Source organism: Streptomyces sp. NPDC046860, assembly GCF_040645115.1.
Classification (GTDB): domain Bacteria; phylum Actinomycetota; class Actinomycetes; order Streptomycetales; family Streptomycetaceae; genus Streptomyces.
Map to the genome: position 1 here is coordinate 224,632 of NZ_JBEYXQ010000004.1, position 18,863 is coordinate 243,494.

Sequence of the window (18,863 nt, forward strand, 5' to 3'; positions counted from 1 at the left end):
ATTGTGGGGCAGCGAACGATCCTCCGTCTCCGGGACGCCCCTCTTCCGGTGGATCTTGTGCGCCTACTCCTGACGGAGGGCGAACCACAGCTCCATGCGGACGTCCGGATCGTCCAGATCCGTGTCCAGGAGGGCCGCGCAGCGGCTGATGCGCTGGCGCACGGTGTTGCGGTGCACGTCCAGCGCCACTGCCGTGCGGTCCCAACTGCCGTGCAGGGACAGCCAGGTGCGCAGGGTCTCGGTCAGTGCCGGGCCCGCGGCCAGCGGTGCCAGCAGTGTGCGCGCGTGCTCCTGGGCCTGCGCGCGCGGCACCAGATCCGTCAGGCCGGGCCGGGCGCCGTGCCGCACCAGCGACGTGCGGGTGGCGCGGGCGCGGGCCAGCGCGCGGGCGGCCTGCGCGTCGGCCGACGGCCAGTCGGCCGGGTCTGCGGGGGCGCCGACGCCGAGCGTCCACCCCGGCTGCGCGGCCGGCTCGCGCTCACCGGGCACGAGGACCCGTACGACGTCACGGGCCAGGTCGATCAGGGGCGAGCCGAGCGCCGCGCCGAGCGCGGCGGCGCCCACGGGGTCCGGCAGACCGTTCTCCGGGCGGGCGTGCACGACGAGCCAGCGCCCGCCGTCCCCCAGCAGCGCGGCCACGTCCGCCGGGGCCGCGCCCAGCAGCAGCCGGACCAGCGCCGAGGAGCGTGCCGCGCCCGCCCCGCTCTGGTGCTCGCCGGTCAGCAGGGAGAGGAGCACGGCCGCGACGGAGGCGATGGTGTGGTCCGCCGTCTCGCGCCGCCGGGTGGCCACGCCGAGCACGAAACCGCTGCCGCCGCCGAGCGCGTAGGCGGCGAGCTGGGTGTCACCGAGGCTGTCGGCGGCCGAGGCGGGGGTGGGGGAGCCGGTGTGCGGGGAGCCGGTGTGCCCCTCGCCGGGGATGTGCGGCGCGGCCGGGGCCGGCGGGTGCTCGTCGTGCCCGCGGTCGGCGGGCGGACCGGCCGGACCCGCGTCGCGCTCGGTGCCGCCCGGCCGTACCACCGCCGTTAGCTTCCGCAGCGCCTCCCGGGTGCCGGACTCGGGAGCGCGGCCCGCGCCCGCGACCACCGTGCCGTCGGGCCCGTAGAGCAGGGCGTGTCCGGAGAGCCGCTGGGCGAGCTGGCGCAGGACCGAGGGGACGGGGTCGGGGCGGGAGGCCGCGGCCGCCAGGCTCTGCTGAGCCTCGGTGACGCGGCGCAGTTCGGCGAGGCGGGCCTGCGCCATGAGCTGCCACACCGCGCGGGCGACCCCGGAGAACGTGGTCCGGGGCGGCACCTCGATCAGGGGAAGCCCGTACGCCTCGCAGGCCGCGACCAGCGCGCGCGGCACCGTGTCGTGCACCGGGGCCAGGCCGAAGCCGAGGGCCGCGCCGCCCGCGGCGACGATCCGGGACACGTAGTCCTCGAAGTAGCCCCCGGTCCCCGCCGCCTCCGGCACGTGCACCCCGGCCGTCAGCAGTAGCTCGCCGCCCAGCAGATAGGGGTAGGGGTCGGCCATCTCCGAGGTGTGCGCCCAGTGGATGACGGTGCCCGAGGCCGGGGGACCGGCGATCTGGCGCAGGCCGAGGTCCTCGCGGGCCAGCAGCGCGGAGAGGGCGACCGGCGGGGTCGGCGGGACGGCCGGCGCGATCGGCTCAGACATGGTGTGCACATCCTCCTGCCAGCCCCGTTCATATGGATGAAACGTACACTTCGCAGTCGCTTTCCGGCCACCTAGTGTCTAGCGGAACGGCAGCCGCGGGTACGGGCGGATGTCCCCGCGAACCGCTGCCGTCGAAACCCCCATGCCACCGCACGACACGCCACCGGAACAGCGCGCGAAGGAGGGCCCCAGCCCATGGCCGTCGACTACACCGTGATCGTCGTCTATCTCGTCGGGATGCTGGCCATGGGCTGGTGGGGCATGCGCCGCGCCAAGTCGAAGAGCGAGTTCCTGGTGGCCGGCCGCAGACTGGGCCCGGCCATGTACTCCGGCACCATGGCCGCCATCGTGCTCGGCGGCGCGTCCACCATCGGCGGAGTCGGCCTCGGCTACAAGTACGGCCTCTCCGGCGCCTGGATGGTCTTCACCATCGGCCTCGGGCTGCTCGCCCTGTCGGTGTTCTTCTCGGCCCGCATCGCCCGGCTGAAGGTCTACACCGTCTCCGAGATGCTGGACCTGCGCTACGGCGGCCGGGCCGGGGTCATCTCCGGCGTGGTCATGTGGGCGTACACCCTGATGCTCGCGGTCACCTCGACCATCGCCTACGCCACGATCTTCGACGTGCTGTTCGACATGAACCGCACCCTGGCGATCATTCTCGGCGGCTCGATCGTCGTCGCGTACTCCACCCTCGGCGGCATGTGGTCGATCACGCTCACCGACATGGTGCAGTTCGTGGTCAAGACCATCGGTGTGCTGCTCCTGCTGCTGCCCATCGCCGTGGTCAAGGCGGGCGGCTTCTCGGAGATGAAGGCGAAGCTGCCGACCTCGTACTTCGACCCGCTGGGCATCGGCGGCGAGACGATCTTCACCTACGTGCTGATCTACACCTTCGGCATGCTGATCGGCCAGGACATCTGGCAGCGCGTGTTCACCGCCCGCGACGACCGCACCGCCAAGTGGGGCGGCACGGTGGCGGGCACCTACTGCCTGGTCTACGCCGTCGCCGGCGCGGTGATCGGCACCGCCGCCAAGGTGCTCTACCCCAAGCTCTCCAGCCCGGACGACGCCTTCGCCACCATCGTCAAGGACGAACTCCCCATCGGCGTCCGGGGCCTGGTGCTTGCCGCCGCTCTCGCCGCCGTGATGTCGACCTCCTCCGGCGCGCTGATCGCCTGCGCGACCGTCGCCAACAACGACATCTGGTCCCGGCTGCGGGGGCTGGTGCGGCCCGGCGGCGAGGAGCACGACGAGGTGAAGGGCAACCGGGCCTTCATCCTGATCATGGGCCTCGCGGTGATCGGCACCGCCATCGCCCTGAACAACGTGGTCGAGGCGCTCACCGTCGCCTACAACCTCCTGGTCGGCGGACTGCTCGTGCCGATCCTCGGCGGCCTGCTGTGGAAGCGCGGCACCGTGCAGGGCGCGCTCGCCTCGGTGATCGTCGGCGGCCTCGCGGTGATCGCCCTGATGGCCGGGTACGGCATCCTCGCCAACGAGCCCGTCTACTACGGCCTGCTCGCCTCCCTCGCCGCCTACGTCGCGGTCTCCCTGGCCACGAAGCCCACCGACGAGAAGGTCCTCGCCGTCTGGCGCGACCGCCTCGCCGGGAAGTCCCCCGAACTCCCGTCCGAACCGGTCCCGGCTCACCAGTAGAGTCGTACGGAAAGCAGTACATGCGCGACGAAGCGCAAGGAAGAAGGCATTTCACGATGAGCAGCACCGAGACGCCCCGCGGGCCCGTCGACTCCTCCCGCGTCCCGCGCTACGCGGGCCCCGCGACCTTCGCCCGGCTGCCCCGCCTGGACGAGGTCGGCCGCGCCGACGTCGCCGTGGTCGGCGTGCCGTTCGACTCGGGCGTCTCCTACCGGCCGGGCGCCCGCTTCGGCGGCAACGCCATCCGCGAGGCGTCCCGGCTGCTGCGCCCGTACAACCCCGCCCAGGACGCCTCCCCCTTCGCCCTCGCGCAGGTCGCGGACGGCGGCGACATCGCGGTGAACCCGTTCAACATCAACGAGGCCGTCGACACCATCGAGGCCGCCGCCGACGACCTGCTCGGCACCGGCGCCCGCCTGATGACGCTGGGCGGCGACCACACCATCGCGCTGCCGCTGCTGCGCTCGGTCGCCAGGAAGCACGGCCCGGTGGCGCTGCTCCACTTCGACGCGCACCTCGACACCTGGGACACCTACTTCGGCGCCGAGTACACCCACGGCACCCCGTTCCGCCGGGCGGTGGAGGAGGGCATCCTCGACACCGAGGCGCTCTCCCACGTCGGCACCCGCGGCCCGCTGTACGGCAAGCAGGACCTCACCGACGACGAGAAGATGGGCTTCGGCATCGTCACCTCGGCGGACGTCTACCGCCGGGGCGCCGACGAGGTCGCCGACCAGCTGCGCCAGCGCATCGGGGACCGCCCGCTCTACATCTCCATCGACATCGACTGCCTCGACCCCGCCCACGCCCCCGGCACCGGCACCCCCGAGGCGGGCGGCATGACATCCCGCGAGCTGCTGGAGATCCTGCGCGGCCTCGCCTCCTGCAACCTGGTCTCGGCCGACGTGGTCGAGGTCGCCCCGGCCTACGACCACGCCGAGATCACGTCGGTCGCGGCCTCCCACACGGCCTACGAACTCACCACCATCATGAGCCGTCAGATCGCGGCGGCCCGGAAGGACGCGTAAGCACAGTGACGCACGACCACGACCTGGTACTCCGGCCGACCGAGGCGCAGACCGAGGCGGCCCTGAACCCACCGTCCGGCCGCAACGGGGGCGACCTGGTCGTGGAGACCCTGGCCGGGCTGGGCGCGACGACCGTCTTCGGCCTGCCCGGCCAGCACGCCCTCGGCATGTTCGACGCGCTGCGCCGCTCCTCGCTGCGGTACGTCGGCCTGCGCGTGGAGAACAACGCGGGCTTCGCGGCGGACGCGTACGGCCGGATCACGGGGGAGGCGGCGCCGCTGCTGCTCTCCACCGGACCGGGCGCGCTGACCTCGCTGGCCGCGCTCCAGGAGGCGGCGTCGGCGTCGGCGCCCGTCCTGGCGATCAGCAGCCAGATCCCCACCGCCGGGCTGGGCGGTGGCCGGCACGGTTATCTGCACGAACTCCCCGATCAGTCGGCGTCGTTCCGGGGCGTGGTGAAGTCGGTTCACACGGTCCGCACCCAGTCGCAGATCCCGTCGGCGATCGCGGAGGCGTGGCGCTCCGCGCTCACCGCCCCGCACGGACCGGTGTGGGTGGAGATCCCGCAGGACGTGCTCCTCGCCCAGACCTCCCTCCCGGTGGTGACGGCCCCGGACGCGCTCCCGGAGGACCTGCCCCCGCGCGTCGAACTCACGGCGGTGGCGGCCGACCTGCTGTCCAACGCCGAGCGCCCGGCGGTCATCGCGGGCGGGGGAGTCGTACGGTCGGACGCCTCGGGCAAGCTGCGGCAGCTCGCGGAGAAGCTGGACGCCCCCGTGGTGACCACCTTCGGCGGCAAGGGCGCCTTCCCCTGGGAGCACCCGCTGTCCCTCCAGTCCTGGCTGGAGGACCGGCACATGACCGACCTCCTGGAGGACGCGGACGTCCTGCTGGTCGTCGGCTCGGGGCTCGGTGAACTCTCCTCGAACTACCACACGTTCAAGCCGCGCGGCCGCGTGATCCAGATCGAGGCGGACCTCGGCAAGCTGGAGTCCAACCACCCGGCGCTCGGCATCCACGCGGACGCCCGCCTCGCCCTCCAGGCCCTGCTGGAGACGGTGCAGGAGCGGACGGACGAGACGGCGCCGGACCGGGTCCGGGATGTGCTCACCCGCGTCGCGGACCGGATCGCCGGCCAGGAACTCACCCTGGAACAGGACGTCCTGGCCTCGGTGCGCCGCGCCCTGCCCGCCGGCTCCCCGTCCTTCTGGGACATGACGATCCTCGCCTACTGGGCCTGGTCCGCCTTCGACCCGCGCGGCTCCAACACCATGCACTCGGCCCAGGGCGCGGGCGGCCTCGGCTACGGCTTCCCGGCGGCCCTCGGCGCGGCGGCGGCCGACCCGGCCCGCCCGGTCCTCGCGGTGTCCGGTGACGGCGGCGCGCTGTACTCCATCGCGGAGCTGGCGACGGCGAGGCAGTACGACCTCCCCGTCACCTGGCTCATCGTGGACGACGGCGGCTACGGCATCCTCCGCGAGTACATGACGGACGCCTTCGGCCAGGCCACGGCCACGGAACTGACCCGCCCGGACTACGTCGCGCTCGCGGAGTCCTTCGGGGTGCCGGGCGTGCGGACGTCCCCGGAGACCCTGGAGGCGGACCTGTCCAAGGCCCTGGCCTCACCCGGCCCCTCGGTGGTCGTACTCCCGGCGCTGCTGCGGATGTTCGCCCCGACCCACCTGGACTGAGCTGCGTCACACCCCGGCCGCGCCCGGCACGAGACGGTGGTGAACTCCCCCCTTCCACAGGGGGGAGTTCACCACCGTCGCGCTCTCACCAGATCGCCTCGACCCACTCCGGGTGGTCGATGAACGGGTTGCGGTTGTGCTGGTAGGTGTCGTAGATGACCTGGTTGCGCTTCTCCTCGAAGGCGCTCGGCGGGTCCTCGTCGTTCCACTGCTTGAGGACGGACAGCCTGCCGATGTACGGGGCGCTGCCGTTGCTGACGCTCTCGTTGGGCTCCAGGTCGGCGAAGCCGTCGCCCCCGTCGTAGCGGACCGCCATGTAGAGGATCATCCGGGCCACGTCGCCCTTGTCCGCGTCGCGCGGCTCGAAGGAGTCGGAGTCGGTGAGGCTGCCGCCCCCGCCGCTGACCGCGCTGCCCCCGTTGTCGAAGTCCTTGTTGCCGCGGATGCTGTTGACCTGGACGTCCGCGGGGCGCAGGTGGTGCAGGTCGGTGCCGGGACCGGTCACCTCGCCGAAGTCGCCGTGCGACTTGGCCCAGGTGTGCTCGCGGTTCCAGTCGCCGAGGTCGCCGCCGTTGAGGGACTTGGCGCGTGAGACGCCGCTGTAGAGCAGGATCACGTTGTTGCTGTTGTTCGGGTCCTGGTCGGTGACCTTCAGCGCGTCCCAGACCGCCGAGTACGAGATCTTGCTCTGGCTGCTGATGATGGTGTGCAGCGAGGACTTGAGACTCGCGCCCGTCTTGCCGACGGCGTTCTTGTAGTACGTGCTGTCGTACGCCGCCGTCGTCGCGCTTGCCGGGGTGGCGACCGCCGCGGGCAGGGTGAGGCCGACGAGCAGGGCCGAGACGGCCAGTGCCGGAGCCTTCCAACGGTGCATGTGCGTCACGGGCATGAGGGTGCCGATCTACGCGGGTTGATTGAGCGGACAACGAGCGTGACATGGACACGCATACATGGCGGTGAAGAAGAGGTGGCTTTTGTGTGTCGAGATCCGGCGAGCCGCGCGTACTGAGCCCTATTCGGCGGCCGCGTCGAGCAGCACCCGCGCCAGCTCGCGCGGCCGGGAGAACATCGGCCAGTGCCCGGTGTCCATCCGGACCAGCCGCCAGTGCCCGCCGGCCACCAACTGGACTACGTCGTCATCGGGTTCGTCCCCCGCCTGGCCGCACAGGACGTAGGTCGCCCGCAGCGAGCCGAGCGGTTCGGTCAGCACGGCGGGCTCGGTCAGCGGGAGGCCAGGCTGGGGCGTGGAGTCGTCCACGATCCGTGCGATCTGCTCCGCGGTGAGGCCGTGCCCGTCGTAGTGGGACGCGGGGACGGGCGGCCAGAACCCCTGGTTCCGCTCGATGGCCGCCGTCATCTCCGCCCCGCCGTCCGGCCAGACCGAGACGAACGACTTCCCGTCGACCGGGACGCTGGAGTCGACGAACACCACCCCGGCCAGCCGCTCCCCGATCCGCTGCGCCGCCTGCCCGACCGGCACACCGGCGTAACTGTGCCCCACCAGCACGACATCGCGCAGATCCCGCCGTACGACCTCGTCCACGATGTCCTGGACGTGGATCTCCTGCCCGGCCGGTGTCCCCCGCCTCTCCGCGACCCCGGAGAGCGTCAGCGGATGCGCGCCGTGCCCGGCCTCCCGTATGTGCGGTACGACGTCGTCCCACGCCCATGAGCCGAGGCGGAGGCCCGCCACCAGTACGAAGTTGACCATGGGCTGACCGTAGCCGCTCACCGTGCGGTGATGATGACCCCTTTTTCCAGCTCACGGACACCGGCGCCGGACAGACGCACCTGCGCGCTGTGAGGCCGTCATCCTCGTCCCCTCCGCAGGCCCGTCGACCCGAAGACCCCAGCCGCCCCCCATACCTTCACGAACGCCAGTGCAACCCTCCCCCACCCCCACGAGTCAACCGATGCATGACGCACCGGACATCAGGACGCAAGGGAGCGATCGCCGCCGTGCTCGGTGGCGCGTTGCTCATACCCGTGGTGAGTGCCGCGCCGGCCTCCGCCACCACCTCGGTGAGCTGCACCTCGGCCAAGGCGGGCCTCGCCGCCAAGCTCAGCAAGGACATCGACGCCGCGCTCGCCGGCCGCAAGGGGAGTGTCGCGCTCGGGGTGTACGAGCGCGGCACCAACACCACCTGCACGCTGCGCGCGACCAGCGCGTACGACTCGGCCAGCACCGTCAAGGTCACCGTGCTGGCGACCCTGCTGTGGGACGCGAAGAAGCGGAACCGGTACCTGACGAGCACCGAGGCCTCGCTCGCCACCGCCATGATCACGAAGTCGGACAACGCCGCGACCAGCAAGCTGTGGAAGCAGCTGGGCACGACGAAGATCAAGGGCTTCCTGTCGGCCGCCGGGATGACGAAGACCACGCCCGGCGCCGACGGCTACTGGGGGCTCACCCAGATCAACGTCACCGACGAGCAGAAGCTGCTCAAGCTCGTCACCGCCAAGAACTCGGTGCTGAGCGACAACTCCCGCGCCTACATCCTGAAGCTGATGGGCCAGGTCGTCTCCTCCCAGCGCTGGGGCACCCCCGCGGGCGCCCCCTCCACCGTCGCCGTGCACGTCAAGAACGGCTGGCTCAGCCGGGCCACCCACGGCTGGCGCGTGCACAGCCTCGGCACCTTCAACGGCGCCGGCCACGACTACACCATCACCGTGCTGACGCAGGACAACAGCTCGATGGACTACGGCGTCGCCACCATCCAGAACGTCTCCAGGGCCGTCCACAAGGACCTCGTCCCGACCGCGTCGAAGACGGCCCTGTACGTCCCCACCGACACGCCCCGCGAGGCGTTCGTCGAGGCCCCGCCGCAGGGCTGATCCTTCACCGGGCGCTCTCCCGCCGGTCACCGCGCGGCCCTACGGTGACCGGCATGCGCACCCGAACCGTGCTCGCGGCCCTCGCCGCCGCCACCCTCGCCGCCACCGGCACCGCGAACGCGGACGCCGACAGCCGCCAGAAACACGCCTGTTCAGCCTCCGTCGCCATCGACGGCTTCTCCGACGCCCTCGACAAGACCACCTTCGACGGGGCCTACGTCGGCAACCTCTCCGCCCTCGCCGTCGACCGCGACGGTTCGCTCGCCGCGCTCTCGGACCGGTCCACCCTGTTCCGCCTCGGCGCGAAGGGCCCGACCGGGGCCGTGACGCTCCCCGGCGGCCTCGACTCCGAGGGACTGGCCGTCGACCGGGACGGCAGCATGCTGGTCACCTCCGAGACCGAGCCCTCCGTACGCCGCTACTCCCGTGAGGGCAAGCTCCTGGAGCGGCTCCCCGTACCGGCGGACCTCCAGGTCGCCCCCGCCGGGCGCGCCACCGCCAACCAGACCTTCGAGGGCCTCACCCTCCTCCCCGGCGGCCGCACCCTCCTCGCGTCCATGGAGTACGCCCTCGCCGGGGACGACCCCGGCACCGTCCGCTTCCAGACCTGGACGCGGGAGCACGGCCGGTTCCGGCCGGGCGCGCAGTACGCGTACCGGACGGACGGCCCCGCGCTGGGCGTGTCCGAGGTGCGGGCCGTTCCCGACGGCCGCCTCCTCGTCCTGGAGCGCGGTTTCGAGGCGGGCGTCGGCAACACCGTCCGGCTCAGCCTCGCCGACCTCCGCCACGCCACCGACACCTCCCGTGTCGGGCACCTCACCGGGCAGCCCGGAGTCCGCCCCCTCGGCAGGACCCCGCTCGCCGACCTCGCCGACTGCCCCAGCCTCGGCGCGACCGCCCGCCAGCCCCAGCCCAACCCGCTGCTGGACAACATCGAGGGCATGGCCGTCACCGGCCGGGACCACGCGCACCGGCTGAAGGTGACCCTCGTCAGCGACGACAACCAGAACCCGTCCCAGACGACCCGCCTGTACCGGCTCCGCGTGACGGCACCCGGCACCGGCTGACCCTCCCCCGGAAATCCCCCGGAATACCCCCTCGCACCCCCTTGTTTGTGCCTCACGGAAGATCGGGCAGGCAGACGGAGGACACCCGCGTGGGACCGCAACGGGGATGGGCACGACGACTGGCGGGCTACGCCTGGCGCCATCCGAAGGACGTCGTCCTGGCGCTCGGCGCCTCCCTGGGCGGGATGGCCGTCATGGCCGTGGTCCCGCTGATCACCAAGGTGATCATCGACGACGTGATCGGCGACCACACCCGGGACATGGCCCCCTGGGCGGGCGCCCTGCTTGCCGCCGCCGTGCTGATCTACGCCCTGACCTACGTCCGCCGCTACTACGGCGGCCGGCTCGCGCTGGACGTCCAGCACGACCTGCGCACCGGGATGTACGACACGATCACCCGGCTCGACGGCCGCCGCCAGGACGAGCTGTCCACCGGGCAGGTCGTCGGCCGCGCCACCAGCGACCTCCAGCTGATCCAGGGCCTGCTGTTCATGCTCCCGATGACCATCGGGAACGTCCTGCTCTTCCTGATCTCGCTCGGCATCATGGCCTGGCTCTCGCTCCCGCTGACCCTGGTCGCCCTCGCCGTCGCCCCCGCCCTCGGCTGGATAGCCCGCCGCAGCCGGACCCGGCTGCACCCCGCCACCTGGTACGCCCAGGCCCAGGCCGCCGCCGTCGCGGGCGTGGTCGACGGCGCGGTGAGCGGCGTACGCGTGGTGAAGGGGTTCGGGCAGGAGGAGCAGGAGACCGGGAAGCTGCGCGAGGTCGGCCGCCGGCTGTTCGCGGGGCGGCTGCGCACCATCCGGCTGAACAGCAGGTACACCCCCGCCCTCCAGGCCGTCCCCGCGCTCGGCCAGGTCGCCATGCTGGCCCTCGGCGGCTGGCTCGCGGTGCGCGGGCACATCACGCTGGGCACCTTCGTCGCCTTCTCCACCTACCTCGCCCAGCTCGTCGGCCCGGTCCGGATGCTCGCCGTGGTGCTCACCGTCGGCCAGCAGGCCCGCGCGGGCACCGAACGCGTGCTGGAGCTGATCGACACCGAGCCGTCCCTGAAGGACGGCACCCGGACCCTCCCGGCCGACGCGCCCGCCTCCGTCGAGTTCGACGACGTCTCCTTCGGCTACGACCCCGGGCGCCCGGTGCTCGACGGGCTCAGCCTGGAGATCCGGCCCGGCGAGACCCTGGCCGTGGTCGGCTCCTCCGGCTCCGGCAAGTCCACCCTCTCCCTGCTGCTCCCGCGCTTCTACGACGTCACCCACGGCGCCGTCCTGGTCGGCGGCCGCGACGTGCGCGAGCTGACGCTCGACTCGCTGCGGGCCGCGATCGGCCTGGTCCCGGAGGACTCCTTCCTGTTCTCCGCCACCGTCCGCGAGAACATCGCCTACGGCCGCCCCGACGCCGGCCAGGACCAGATCGAGGCCGCCGCCCGCGCCGCCCAGGCCGACCGCTTCGTCTCCGAGCTGCCCGAGGGGTACGACACCAAGGTCGGCGAGCACGGCCTGACCCTCTCCGGCGGCCAGCGCCAGCGCCTCGCGCTCGCCCGCGCCCTGCTCACCGACCCCCGCCTGCTGGTGCTGGACGACGCCACCTCGGCGGTGGACGTGACCGTCGAGCACGAGATCCACGAGGCGCTCGCCCAGGTCATGGCGGGCCGCACCACCCTCCTCGTCGCCCACCGCCGCTCCACCCTCGGCCTGGCCGACCGCATCGCCGTGCTGGACGCCGGCCGTCTGGTCGACGTCGGCACCGACGCGGAACTCCAGGAGCGCTGTGCGCTCTACCGCAGGCTGCTCACCGACCCCGACGAGCTGGGCGCCCCCTCCCCGGGCCACGCCCGCCCGGCCGAGCCGGCCGAGGACACCTCCGTCCGCGAGGAGCTGGACGCCGAGTTCGACGCCGAGCGCGGGGTCACCCCCCGGCTGTGGACCGGCGACCGCACCCCGCGGGAGGAGACCCTCTCCGGCACCCCGGCCACCCCCGAGCTGCTCGCCCAGGTCGAGGCGCTGCCCCCGGCCACCGACACCCCGGACGTCGACGAGGCCCGCGCGGTGCGCGCCGAGGACTCCTACGGCCTGCGCCGGCTGCTGCACGGCTTCGGGCGCCCCCTGCTGATCAGCCTGCTGCTGGTCGCCGTGGACGCGGGCTCCGGCCTGCTGCTGCCGGTGCTGATCCGGCACGGCATCGACGAGGGCGTCACCCGGACCGCCCTCGGCGCGGTGTGGGCGGCCTCCCTGCTCGGCCTGCTCACCGTGCTGGTGCAGTGGACGGCGCAGTACGGCGAGACCCGGATGACCGGCCGCACCGGCGAGCGGGTGCTGTACGCGCTGCGGCTGAAGATCTTCACCCAGCTCCAGCGGCTCGGCCTGGACTACTACGAGCGCGAGCTGACCGGCCGGATCATGACCCGGATGACCACCGACGTGGACGCGCTGTCCACGTTCCTGCAGACCGGCCTGGTCACCGCGTTCGTCTCGGTCGTCACCTTCTTCGGCATCATGGGCACCCTGCTGGTGCTGGACGTCCGGCTGGCGCTGGTCGTGTTCGCCACGCTGCCCCCGCTGATCATCGCCACCTTCTTCTTCCGCCGGGCCAGCGTGAAGGCGTACGAGCTGGCGCGGGAGCGGGTCTCCGTGGTCAACGCCGACCTCCAGGAGTCGGTGGCCGGCCTCAGGATCGTGCAGGCGTTCCGCCGCGAGCGGGACGGCGGGCGCCGGTTCGCCGAGCGCAGCGACTCCTACCGGCAGGCCCGTATACGGGGCCAGTGGCTGATCTCCGTCTACTTCCCGTTCGTGCAGCTGCTGTCCTCGGTCGCGGCCGCCGCCGTGCTGATCTCGGGCGCCGGGCGGGTGGAGGCGGCCACGCTGACCACCGGCGCGCTGGTCGCCTACCTGCTCTACATCGACCTGTTCTTCGCCCCCGTGCAGCAGCTCTCCCAGGTCTTCGACGGCTACCAGCAGGCCACCGTGTCGCTGGGCCGCATCCAGGAACTGCTGCGCGAACCGGCGTCCACCGGGGCCGCCGACGCCCCGCTGGACGTGCTCTCGCTGCGCGGCGACATCGCCTTCGAGGGCGTGGCCTTCGCCTACGGCGACGAGGAGGAGGCGCTCACCGGCATCGACCTGGCCATCCCGGCCGGGCAGACCGTCGCCTTCGTCGGTGAGACCGGCGCGGGCAAGTCGACCCTGGTCAAGCTGGTCGCCCGGTTCTACGACCCGACCTCGGGCCGGGTCACCGCCGACGGCACCGATCTGCGCGCCCTCGACCTCACCTCGTACCGCCACCGGCTCGGGGTGGTGCCGCAGGAGGCGTACCTCTTCCCCGGCACGGTCCGGGACGCCATCGCCTACGGGCGGCCCGACGCCACCGACGCCGAGGTGGAGGCGGCCGCGCGGGCGGTCGGCGCGCACGAGATGATCGCCACCCTGGACGGCGGCTATCTGCACGAGGTCGCCGAGCGCGGCCGCAACCTCTCGGCCGGCCAGCGCCAGCTCATCGCGCTCGCCCGCGCCGAGCTGGTCGACCCCGACGTGCTGCTGCTGGACGAGGCGACGGCCGCGCTGGACCTGGCCACCGAGGCGCAGGTCAACCAGGCCACCGACCGGCTCGCGGGCCGCCGCACCACCCTGGTGGTGGCCCACCGGCTGACCACCGCCGCCCGCGCCGACCGGGTCGTGGTGATGGAGCACGGCCGGGTCGTGGAGGACGGTCACCACACCGAACTCCTCGCCCTCGACGGCCGGTACGCCGACATGTGGCGGACCTTCACGGGGCGGCCGGAGCCGGAGGAGCCGGTCGGTGTGACCTCCTGAGCGGCGCGTTTCCCTGACGGCCGTGCAACCATCCGGCACACCGGACGCGTCCGTACATCAGTACGGAGATCGAAAAGTGTGCCCATGGGGCGGGGGAGGACGGCCGTGGACGGCGGTGCGGTACGGCGATGGGCGGCGCTCGGTGCGACGGCGCTGACCCTGTCCGGGGCGTTCGCCCTCGCGGCCCCGGGGACGGCCGAGGCGGCCGGCGGCGTCCGGTGCGCGGGGCGCGAGGTGCGCGCCCTGCGCTTCTCCACCGGCACCGTGCACCTCTACCGCGACGACGGCTACGTCTGCGCCACCACCGTCGCCGCGAAGCCCGGCACCCGCGTCCTCCTGGTCAGCGTGCAGGCGCGCGGCGGCCGCCCGGTGACCGACCGGGGCCGCTACCGGCACCACGCCGGACCCGTGACCGTCCACGCCGGGCACCGGTGCGTCAAGGTGCGCGGAGCGGTCGGCACGGGGACGGTCAGCTCCGGCTGGATTCTGTGCTGATCGCACGATCCGGCCAATCCCCTCTGGTGTGAAGGCAGTTGCTCGGATAGCTTCCGGCGGACATCTGTCTCACAGGGGAGAGTGCGCATGCGCAAGGCGCTGAGATGGCTGCTGGCGCTCACGGTGCTCATCGGCACACTGGGCACGGCGGGCACAGCGGGGGCGGCCACCGCCGCACCGCCGGCACCCACGGACATCAAGGACCGGCTGCTGGCGATACCCGGCATCAGCCTGGTGGAGGAGAAGCCGTACACCGGCTACCGCTACTTCGTCCTGAACTTCACCCAGCCGGTCGACCACCGGCACCCGGCCAGGGGCACCTTCCAGCAGCGGATCACCGTGCTGCACAAGGACGTGAGCCGCCCGACCGTCTTCTACACCAGCGGCTACAACGTCTCCACCACGCCGTCCCGCCGCGAGCCCACCCAGATCGTGGACGGCAACCAGGTCTCGCTGGAGTACCGCTTCTTCACCCCGTCCCGCCCGGCCCCGGCCGACTGGTCCAAGCTGGACATCTGGCAGGCCGCCAGCGACCAGCACGCCGTCCACGAGGCGCTGAAGCCGCTGTACTCCGCCAACTGGCTGGCCACCGGCGGCTCCAAGGGCGGTATGACGGCCACCTACTACGAGCGCTTCTACCCCCGCGACATGGACGGCGTGGTCGCCTACGTCGCCCCCAACGACGTGGTGAACGACGAGGACTCCGCCTACGACCGCTTCTTCGCGGGCGTCGGCACCAAGGAGTGCCGCGACAAGCTGAACGCCGTACAGCGTGAGGCCCTGGTCCGCCGCGAGGCGCTGGAGAAGCGGTACGCGCAGTACGCCGCCGACAACGGCTACACCTTCACCACCATCGGCTCCCTGGACAAGGCGTACGAGGCCGTCGTCCTCGACTACGTGTGGGGCTTCTGGCAGTACAGCGGCCTCGCCGACTGCGACTCGGTCCCGGCCGGCGCGCCCACCGCGAGCGACGACGCGATCTGGGACTCGGTCGACACCATCTCCGGCTTCTCCGCCTACACCGACCAGGGCCTGGAGCAGTACACGCCGTACTACTACCAGGCGGGCACCCAGCTCGGCGCGCCCACCATCGGCTTCCCGCACATCGAGCGGAAGCTGATCCGCTACGGCTACCAGCCGCCGCGCAACTTCGTGCCCCGCTCCATCCCGATGCGCTTCCAGAAGGGCGCCATGCGGGACGTGGACACCTGGGTCAGGCACCACGCCCGGCAGATGCTGTTCGTGTACGGGCAGAACGACCCCTGGGGTTCGGAGCGGTTCCGCCCCGGCGCGGGCGCCCGTGACTCCCACGTGTTCACCGCGCCCGGCATGAACCACGGCGCCAACGTCGCCGGGCTCGTCGCCGACGAGCGGGCCTTCGCCACCGCGCGCATCCTGAAGTGGGCCGGGGTGGCGTCCCCGGCGGTCCAGTCGGACCCGTCGGCGGCCAGGCCGCTGGCCCGCTTCGACAGCGGGCTCGACGTCCGTGACGCGGAGCGCGAGCCCGCGCTGCGCCCGTAGGACGGCCGGGGGAGGGGGCGCCGGGTCCGTCCGGCGCCCCCTCCGCCGTTTCCCGCCGCGGTGGGTGACGCCCCGTGAGTTCCCTTGACGGAAAGAAACTTCCCGGATATTGGTGACTTCCGAAAGTTTCCTTCAGCGGTTCTCCTTCGGAAGGGGCGCACGTGCACCACGCCAGCACGGGAAGCACGGGAAACACCGCACGGACCTCACGACGGGCCCTCCTCGCGGCGACGGCCGGCCTCGGCGCCGCCCTCGCCGTCCCCACCGCCTCCGGCACCGCCCACGCCGCCACCCCGGGCGACGCGGCGCTGCGCGCGGTCATCGCGCGGATGACGCTGGAGGAGAAGGTCGGCCAGCTCTTCGTCTCCCGGATCTACGGCCACTCCGCCACCGCCCCCGACCAGGCCGACATCGACGCCAACCTCAAGGAACTCGGCGTCCGTACCGCCGACGAGCTGATCGAGCGGTACCGGGTCGGCGGCATCATCTACTTCACCTGGGCGCACAACACCCGCGACCCCCACCAGATCGCGGACCTGTCCAACGGGCTCCAGCACTCCTCGCTGTCCCGCCCCCGCGGGCTGCCCCTGCTCGTCGCCACCGACCAGGAGCACGGCGCCGTCTGCCGGATCGGCAAGCCCGCCACCCTGCTCCCCGGCGCCATGGCGCTCGCCGCCGGCCGCTCGCGCACCGACGTGCGCACCACCGGCCGCGTCTCCGGCGCCGAACTGCGCGCGATGGGCGTCAACCAGGACTACGCGCCGGACGCCGACGTCAACGTCAACCCGGCCAACCCGGTCATCGGCGTACGGTCCTTCGGCGCCGACCCGGAACTGGTGGGCGCCCTGGTGGCGGCCGAGGTGAAGGGCTACCAGTCGGCCGGGGTCGCCGCCACCGCCAAGCACTTCCCGGGCCACGGCGACACCGCCGTCGACAGCCACACCGGCTTCCCCGTCATCACCCACAGCCGGGAGCAGTGGGACGAGCTGGACGCGGTGCCCTTCCGGGCCGCCGTCGCCGCGGGCATCGACTCGGTCATGACCGCGCACATCCAGTTCCCCGCGCTCGACGCCTCCGGCGACCCCGCGACCCTCTCCCACCCGATCGTCACCGGCATCCTGCGCGGCGAACTCGGCTACGACGGCGTCGTCATCACCGACTCCCTCGGCATGGAAGGCGTCCGCACCAAGTACGGCGACGACCGGGTGCCGGTGCTGGCGCTGAAGGCCGGGGTGGACCAGCTGCTCAACCCGCCCTCCATGGAGGTGGCCTGGAACGCGGTGCTGGCCGCCGTCCGCGGCGGGGAGCTGACCGTGGCCCGGCTGGACGAATCGGTTCTGCGCATCCTGCGGATGAAGGCGCGGCTCGGCCTCTTCAAGGGCACCCGTGTCACCCACGCCGGTGTGGACCGGACCGTGGGCGTCGAGCGGCACCTGGCCACCGCCGACCGCATCGCCGAGCGCACCACGACCCTGCTGGCCAACGAGGGGCGCCTGCTCCCGCTGGACCGGCGCAGGCAGCCCCGGGTGCTGGTCGTCGGCGCCGACCCGGCCTCCCCGTCCGGCACCACCGGACCGCCCACCGGGGTCCTGGCCACCGCCCTCACCGAACTGGGCTTCACCGCGACGGCGCTGTCCACCGGCACCGCGCCCACCGCGGACGCCGTCACCAGGGCGGTCGCCGCCGCGCAGGACGCCGACGCGGTGGTCGTGGCCACGTACAACGTGACCGCGTCCAGCTCCCAGCGCACCCTGGTCCAGCGCCTGCTGGCCACCGGCCGCCCGGTGGTCGCGCTGGCGATCCGCAACCCGTACGACGCCGCCCAGCTCGCCGACGTCAAGGCGCACCTGGCCGCCTACTGCTGGACCGACGTCGAACTCCGCGCCGCCGCACGGGTCATCGCGGGCCGGGTGAAGCCGCGCGGCAAGCTCCCGGTGCCGGTCGCGCGGGCGGACGACCCGGCACAAATCCTGTATCCACTGGGCCACGGACTGACCTACTAGGAGCCCGCGAAAAAAACTTCCGCGGATCGTGCAACCCTTCGCCGCCCTTCGGTGTCGTACTACCCGTCAGGGCTTCGGGGGGGGATTCCGTGGGGGGATCGCGAAGCTCCGGCGCACAGGGGGAAAGCCGAGGGGGCGTGCCCGGTCGCATCGACCGGGCACGCCCCCTCGAAACATGTCAGGCGGCGGGCGGCGGCACTTCCGCCGCCGTCGGGTAGGACTCCTGGGCCCCGCGCCGGGTGACCGCCGCGGCGCCCACCCGGGCCGCGTAGGCGGCCGCCTCCGGCAACTCCCCGCCCGCGCCCAGCCGCCAGGCCAGCGCGGCCGTGAACGCGTCCCCGGCGCCCGTGGTGTCCACCGCGTCCACCGGGAGCGACGGCACCGCCCGCACACCCGAGGCGTCGCAGACCAGGGCGCCCTCCGCGCCCAGCGTCACCACCACCGAGCGCGGGCCGAGGGCCAGCAGGCCGCGGGCCCACCCGGCCGGATCGTCACCGCTCTCCCCGTCACCGAGCAGCACCCGGGCCTCGTGCTCGTTGACCACCAGCGGATCGCAGGCGGCCAGCACCTCGGCGGGCAGCGGACGCGGCGGGGACGGGTTCAGCACGAACCGGGTGCCCTCGGGCAGGGCCCGCACCACGGCCGACACCGTCTCCAGCGGGATCTCCAGCTGCGCCGACACCACCCGCGCCGCGCCCAGCACCCCGGCCGCCGCCTGGACGTCGCCCTCGGTGAGGCGGGCGTTGGCGCCGGGGGAGACCACGATGCTGTTGTCCCCGGACGGGTCGACGGTGATCAGCGCGACCCCGGTCGGCGCCCCGCCGGCCAGCACCGCCGAGGTGTCCACCCCGGCCGAGCGCAGCGAGTCCAGCAGCAGCCGGCCGTGGCCGTCGTCGCCGACCCGCGCCAGCAGCGCCGTACGGGCGCCGAGGCGGGCGGCGGCGACCGCCTGGTTGGCGCCCTTGCCGCCCGGGTGGACGGCCAGGTCGCCGCCGAGCACCGTCTCCCCGGCACCCGGCCGCCGCTCCACCCCGACCACCAGATCGGCGTTGGCGGACCCCACGACCAGCAGGTCGTAGTCGTACATCAAGGCTCCCTA

The 18,863-nt window shown here is 72.9% G+C and carries 13 protein-coding genes; 9 read left to right on the top strand and 4 right to left on the bottom strand.

Annotation, left to right across the window (positions count from 1 at the left end; genetic code table 11):
* Positions 1–63: 63 nt before the first annotated feature.
* Positions 64–1,659 (bottom strand): PucR family transcriptional regulator ligand-binding domain-containing protein, encoded by a 1,596-nt coding sequence (locus ABZ898_RS08570; protein WP_361654352.1) that lies wholly within the window; start codon positions 1,657–1,659, stop codon positions 64–66.
* A 195-nt stretch (positions 1,660–1,854) separates the two neighbouring features.
* Here ABZ898_RS08570 and ABZ898_RS08575 point away from each other — a divergent pair, with 195 nt between their 5' ends.
* The 3 genes from ABZ898_RS08575 to ABZ898_RS08585 are packed head-to-tail and all read left to right on the top strand — an operon-like array spanning position 1,855 to position 6,034.
* Positions 1,855–3,315, top strand: a complete 1,461-nt coding sequence (locus tag ABZ898_RS08575) for a sodium:solute symporter (protein ID WP_361654354.1) — start codon at positions 1,855–1,857, stop codon at positions 3,313–3,315.
* Positions 3,316–3,371: 56 nt separating this feature from the next.
* Positions 3,372–4,343 carry an agmatinase gene (gene speB / locus ABZ898_RS08580; RefSeq protein ID WP_361654357.1) on the top strand — a complete coding sequence of 324 codons (972 nt, stop codon included), beginning with the start codon at positions 3,372–3,374 and terminating at the stop codon, positions 4,341–4,343.
* A 5-nt stretch (positions 4,344–4,348) separates the two neighbouring features.
* A complete protein-coding gene (locus ABZ898_RS08585) occupies positions 4,349–6,034 on the top strand; it encodes a thiamine pyrophosphate-binding protein (protein ID WP_361654359.1) in 1,686 nt (561 codons plus the stop codon).
* An 85-nt stretch (positions 6,035–6,119) separates the two neighbouring features.
* On the opposite strand, the gene ABZ898_RS08590 is transcribed toward ABZ898_RS08585, so the two are convergent.
* Together ABZ898_RS08590 and ABZ898_RS08595 are read right to left on the bottom strand one after the other, a co-directional pair.
* Positions 6,120–6,923 carry an endonuclease gene (locus ABZ898_RS08590; protein WP_361654362.1) on the bottom strand — a complete coding sequence of 268 codons (804 nt, stop codon included), beginning with the start codon at positions 6,921–6,923 and terminating at the stop codon, positions 6,120–6,122.
* A gap of 123 nt (positions 6,924–7,046) precedes the next feature.
* Positions 7,047–7,745 (bottom strand): alpha/beta hydrolase, encoded by a 699-nt coding sequence (locus ABZ898_RS08595; RefSeq protein ID WP_361654365.1) that lies wholly within the window; start codon positions 7,743–7,745, stop codon positions 7,047–7,049.
* A 206-nt stretch (positions 7,746–7,951) separates the two neighbouring features.
* On the opposite strand from ABZ898_RS08595, the gene ABZ898_RS08600 reads away from it, so the two are divergent.
* From ABZ898_RS08600 to ABZ898_RS08625, 6 genes are all read left to right on the top strand, one after another.
* Entirely contained in the window at positions 7,952–8,869 is a 918-nt protein-coding gene (locus ABZ898_RS08600) for a serine hydrolase (protein ID WP_361654368.1), read from the top strand.
* A 53-nt stretch (positions 8,870–8,922) separates the two neighbouring features.
* The gene (locus tag ABZ898_RS08605) at positions 8,923–9,936 is read left to right on the top strand and encodes an esterase-like activity of phytase family protein (RefSeq protein WP_361654371.1); all 1,014 of its coding nucleotides are present in this window, start codon (positions 8,923–8,925) and stop codon (positions 9,934–9,936) included.
* A gap of 89 nt (positions 9,937–10,025) precedes the next feature.
* Positions 10,026–13,745, top strand: a complete 3,720-nt coding sequence (locus tag ABZ898_RS08610; protein WP_361654374.1) for an ABC transporter ATP-binding protein — start codon at positions 10,026–10,028, stop codon at positions 13,743–13,745.
* A 105-nt stretch (positions 13,746–13,850) separates the two neighbouring features.
* Positions 13,851–14,240, top strand: a complete 390-nt coding sequence (locus tag ABZ898_RS08615) for a hypothetical protein (protein WP_361654377.1) — start codon at positions 13,851–13,853, stop codon at positions 14,238–14,240.
* A gap of 87 nt (positions 14,241–14,327) precedes the next feature.
* Positions 14,328–15,761, top strand: a complete 1,434-nt coding sequence (locus ABZ898_RS08620) for a S28 family serine protease (protein WP_361654380.1) — start codon at positions 14,328–14,330, stop codon at positions 15,759–15,761.
* Between the two features lie 161 nt (positions 15,762–15,922).
* A complete protein-coding gene (locus ABZ898_RS08625) occupies positions 15,923–17,764 on the top strand; it encodes a glycoside hydrolase family 3 protein (RefSeq protein ID WP_361654383.1) in 1,842 nt (613 codons plus the stop codon).
* Positions 17,765–17,942: 178 nt separating this feature from the next.
* On the opposite strand, the gene ABZ898_RS08630 is transcribed toward ABZ898_RS08625, so the two are convergent.
* Positions 17,943–18,851: a ribokinase gene (locus ABZ898_RS08630; RefSeq protein ID WP_361654386.1), complete on the bottom strand. Its 909-nt coding sequence runs from the start codon at positions 18,849–18,851 to the stop codon at positions 17,943–17,945.
* Positions 18,852–18,863: the final 12 nt, after the last annotated feature.

What these genes read in the sequence shown, in the direction of transcription:
- speB (WP_361654357.1), top strand. Translation starts at nt 3,372, where the DNA reads ATGAGCAGCACCGAGACGCCCCGCGGGCCCGTCGACTCCTCCCGCGTC.
- ABZ898_RS08600 (WP_361654368.1), top strand. Translation starts at nt 7,952, where the DNA reads ATGACGCACCGGACATCAGGACGCAAGGGAGCGATCGCCGCCGTGCTC.
- ABZ898_RS08575 (WP_361654354.1), top strand. Translation starts at nt 1,855, where the DNA reads ATGGCCGTCGACTACACCGTGATCGTCGTCTATCTCGTCGGGATGCTG.
- ABZ898_RS08620 (WP_361654380.1), top strand. Translation starts at nt 14,328, where the DNA reads ATGCGCAAGGCGCTGAGATGGCTGCTGGCGCTCACGGTGCTCATCGGC.
- ABZ898_RS08570 (WP_361654352.1), bottom strand. Translation starts at nt 1,659, where the DNA reads ATGTCTGAGCCGATCGCGCCGGCCGTCCCGCCGACCCCGCCGGTCGCC.
- ABZ898_RS08595 (WP_361654365.1), bottom strand. Translation starts at nt 7,745, where the DNA reads ATGGTCAACTTCGTACTGGTGGCGGGCCTCCGCCTCGGCTCATGGGCG.
- ABZ898_RS08630 (WP_361654386.1), bottom strand. Translation starts at nt 18,851, where the DNA reads ATGTACGACTACGACCTGCTGGTCGTGGGGTCCGCCAACGCCGATCTG.
- ABZ898_RS08605 (WP_361654371.1), top strand. Translation starts at nt 8,923, where the DNA reads ATGCGCACCCGAACCGTGCTCGCGGCCCTCGCCGCCGCCACCCTCGCC.
- ABZ898_RS08590 (WP_361654362.1), bottom strand. Translation starts at nt 6,923, where the DNA reads ATGCCCGTGACGCACATGCACCGTTGGAAGGCTCCGGCACTGGCCGTC.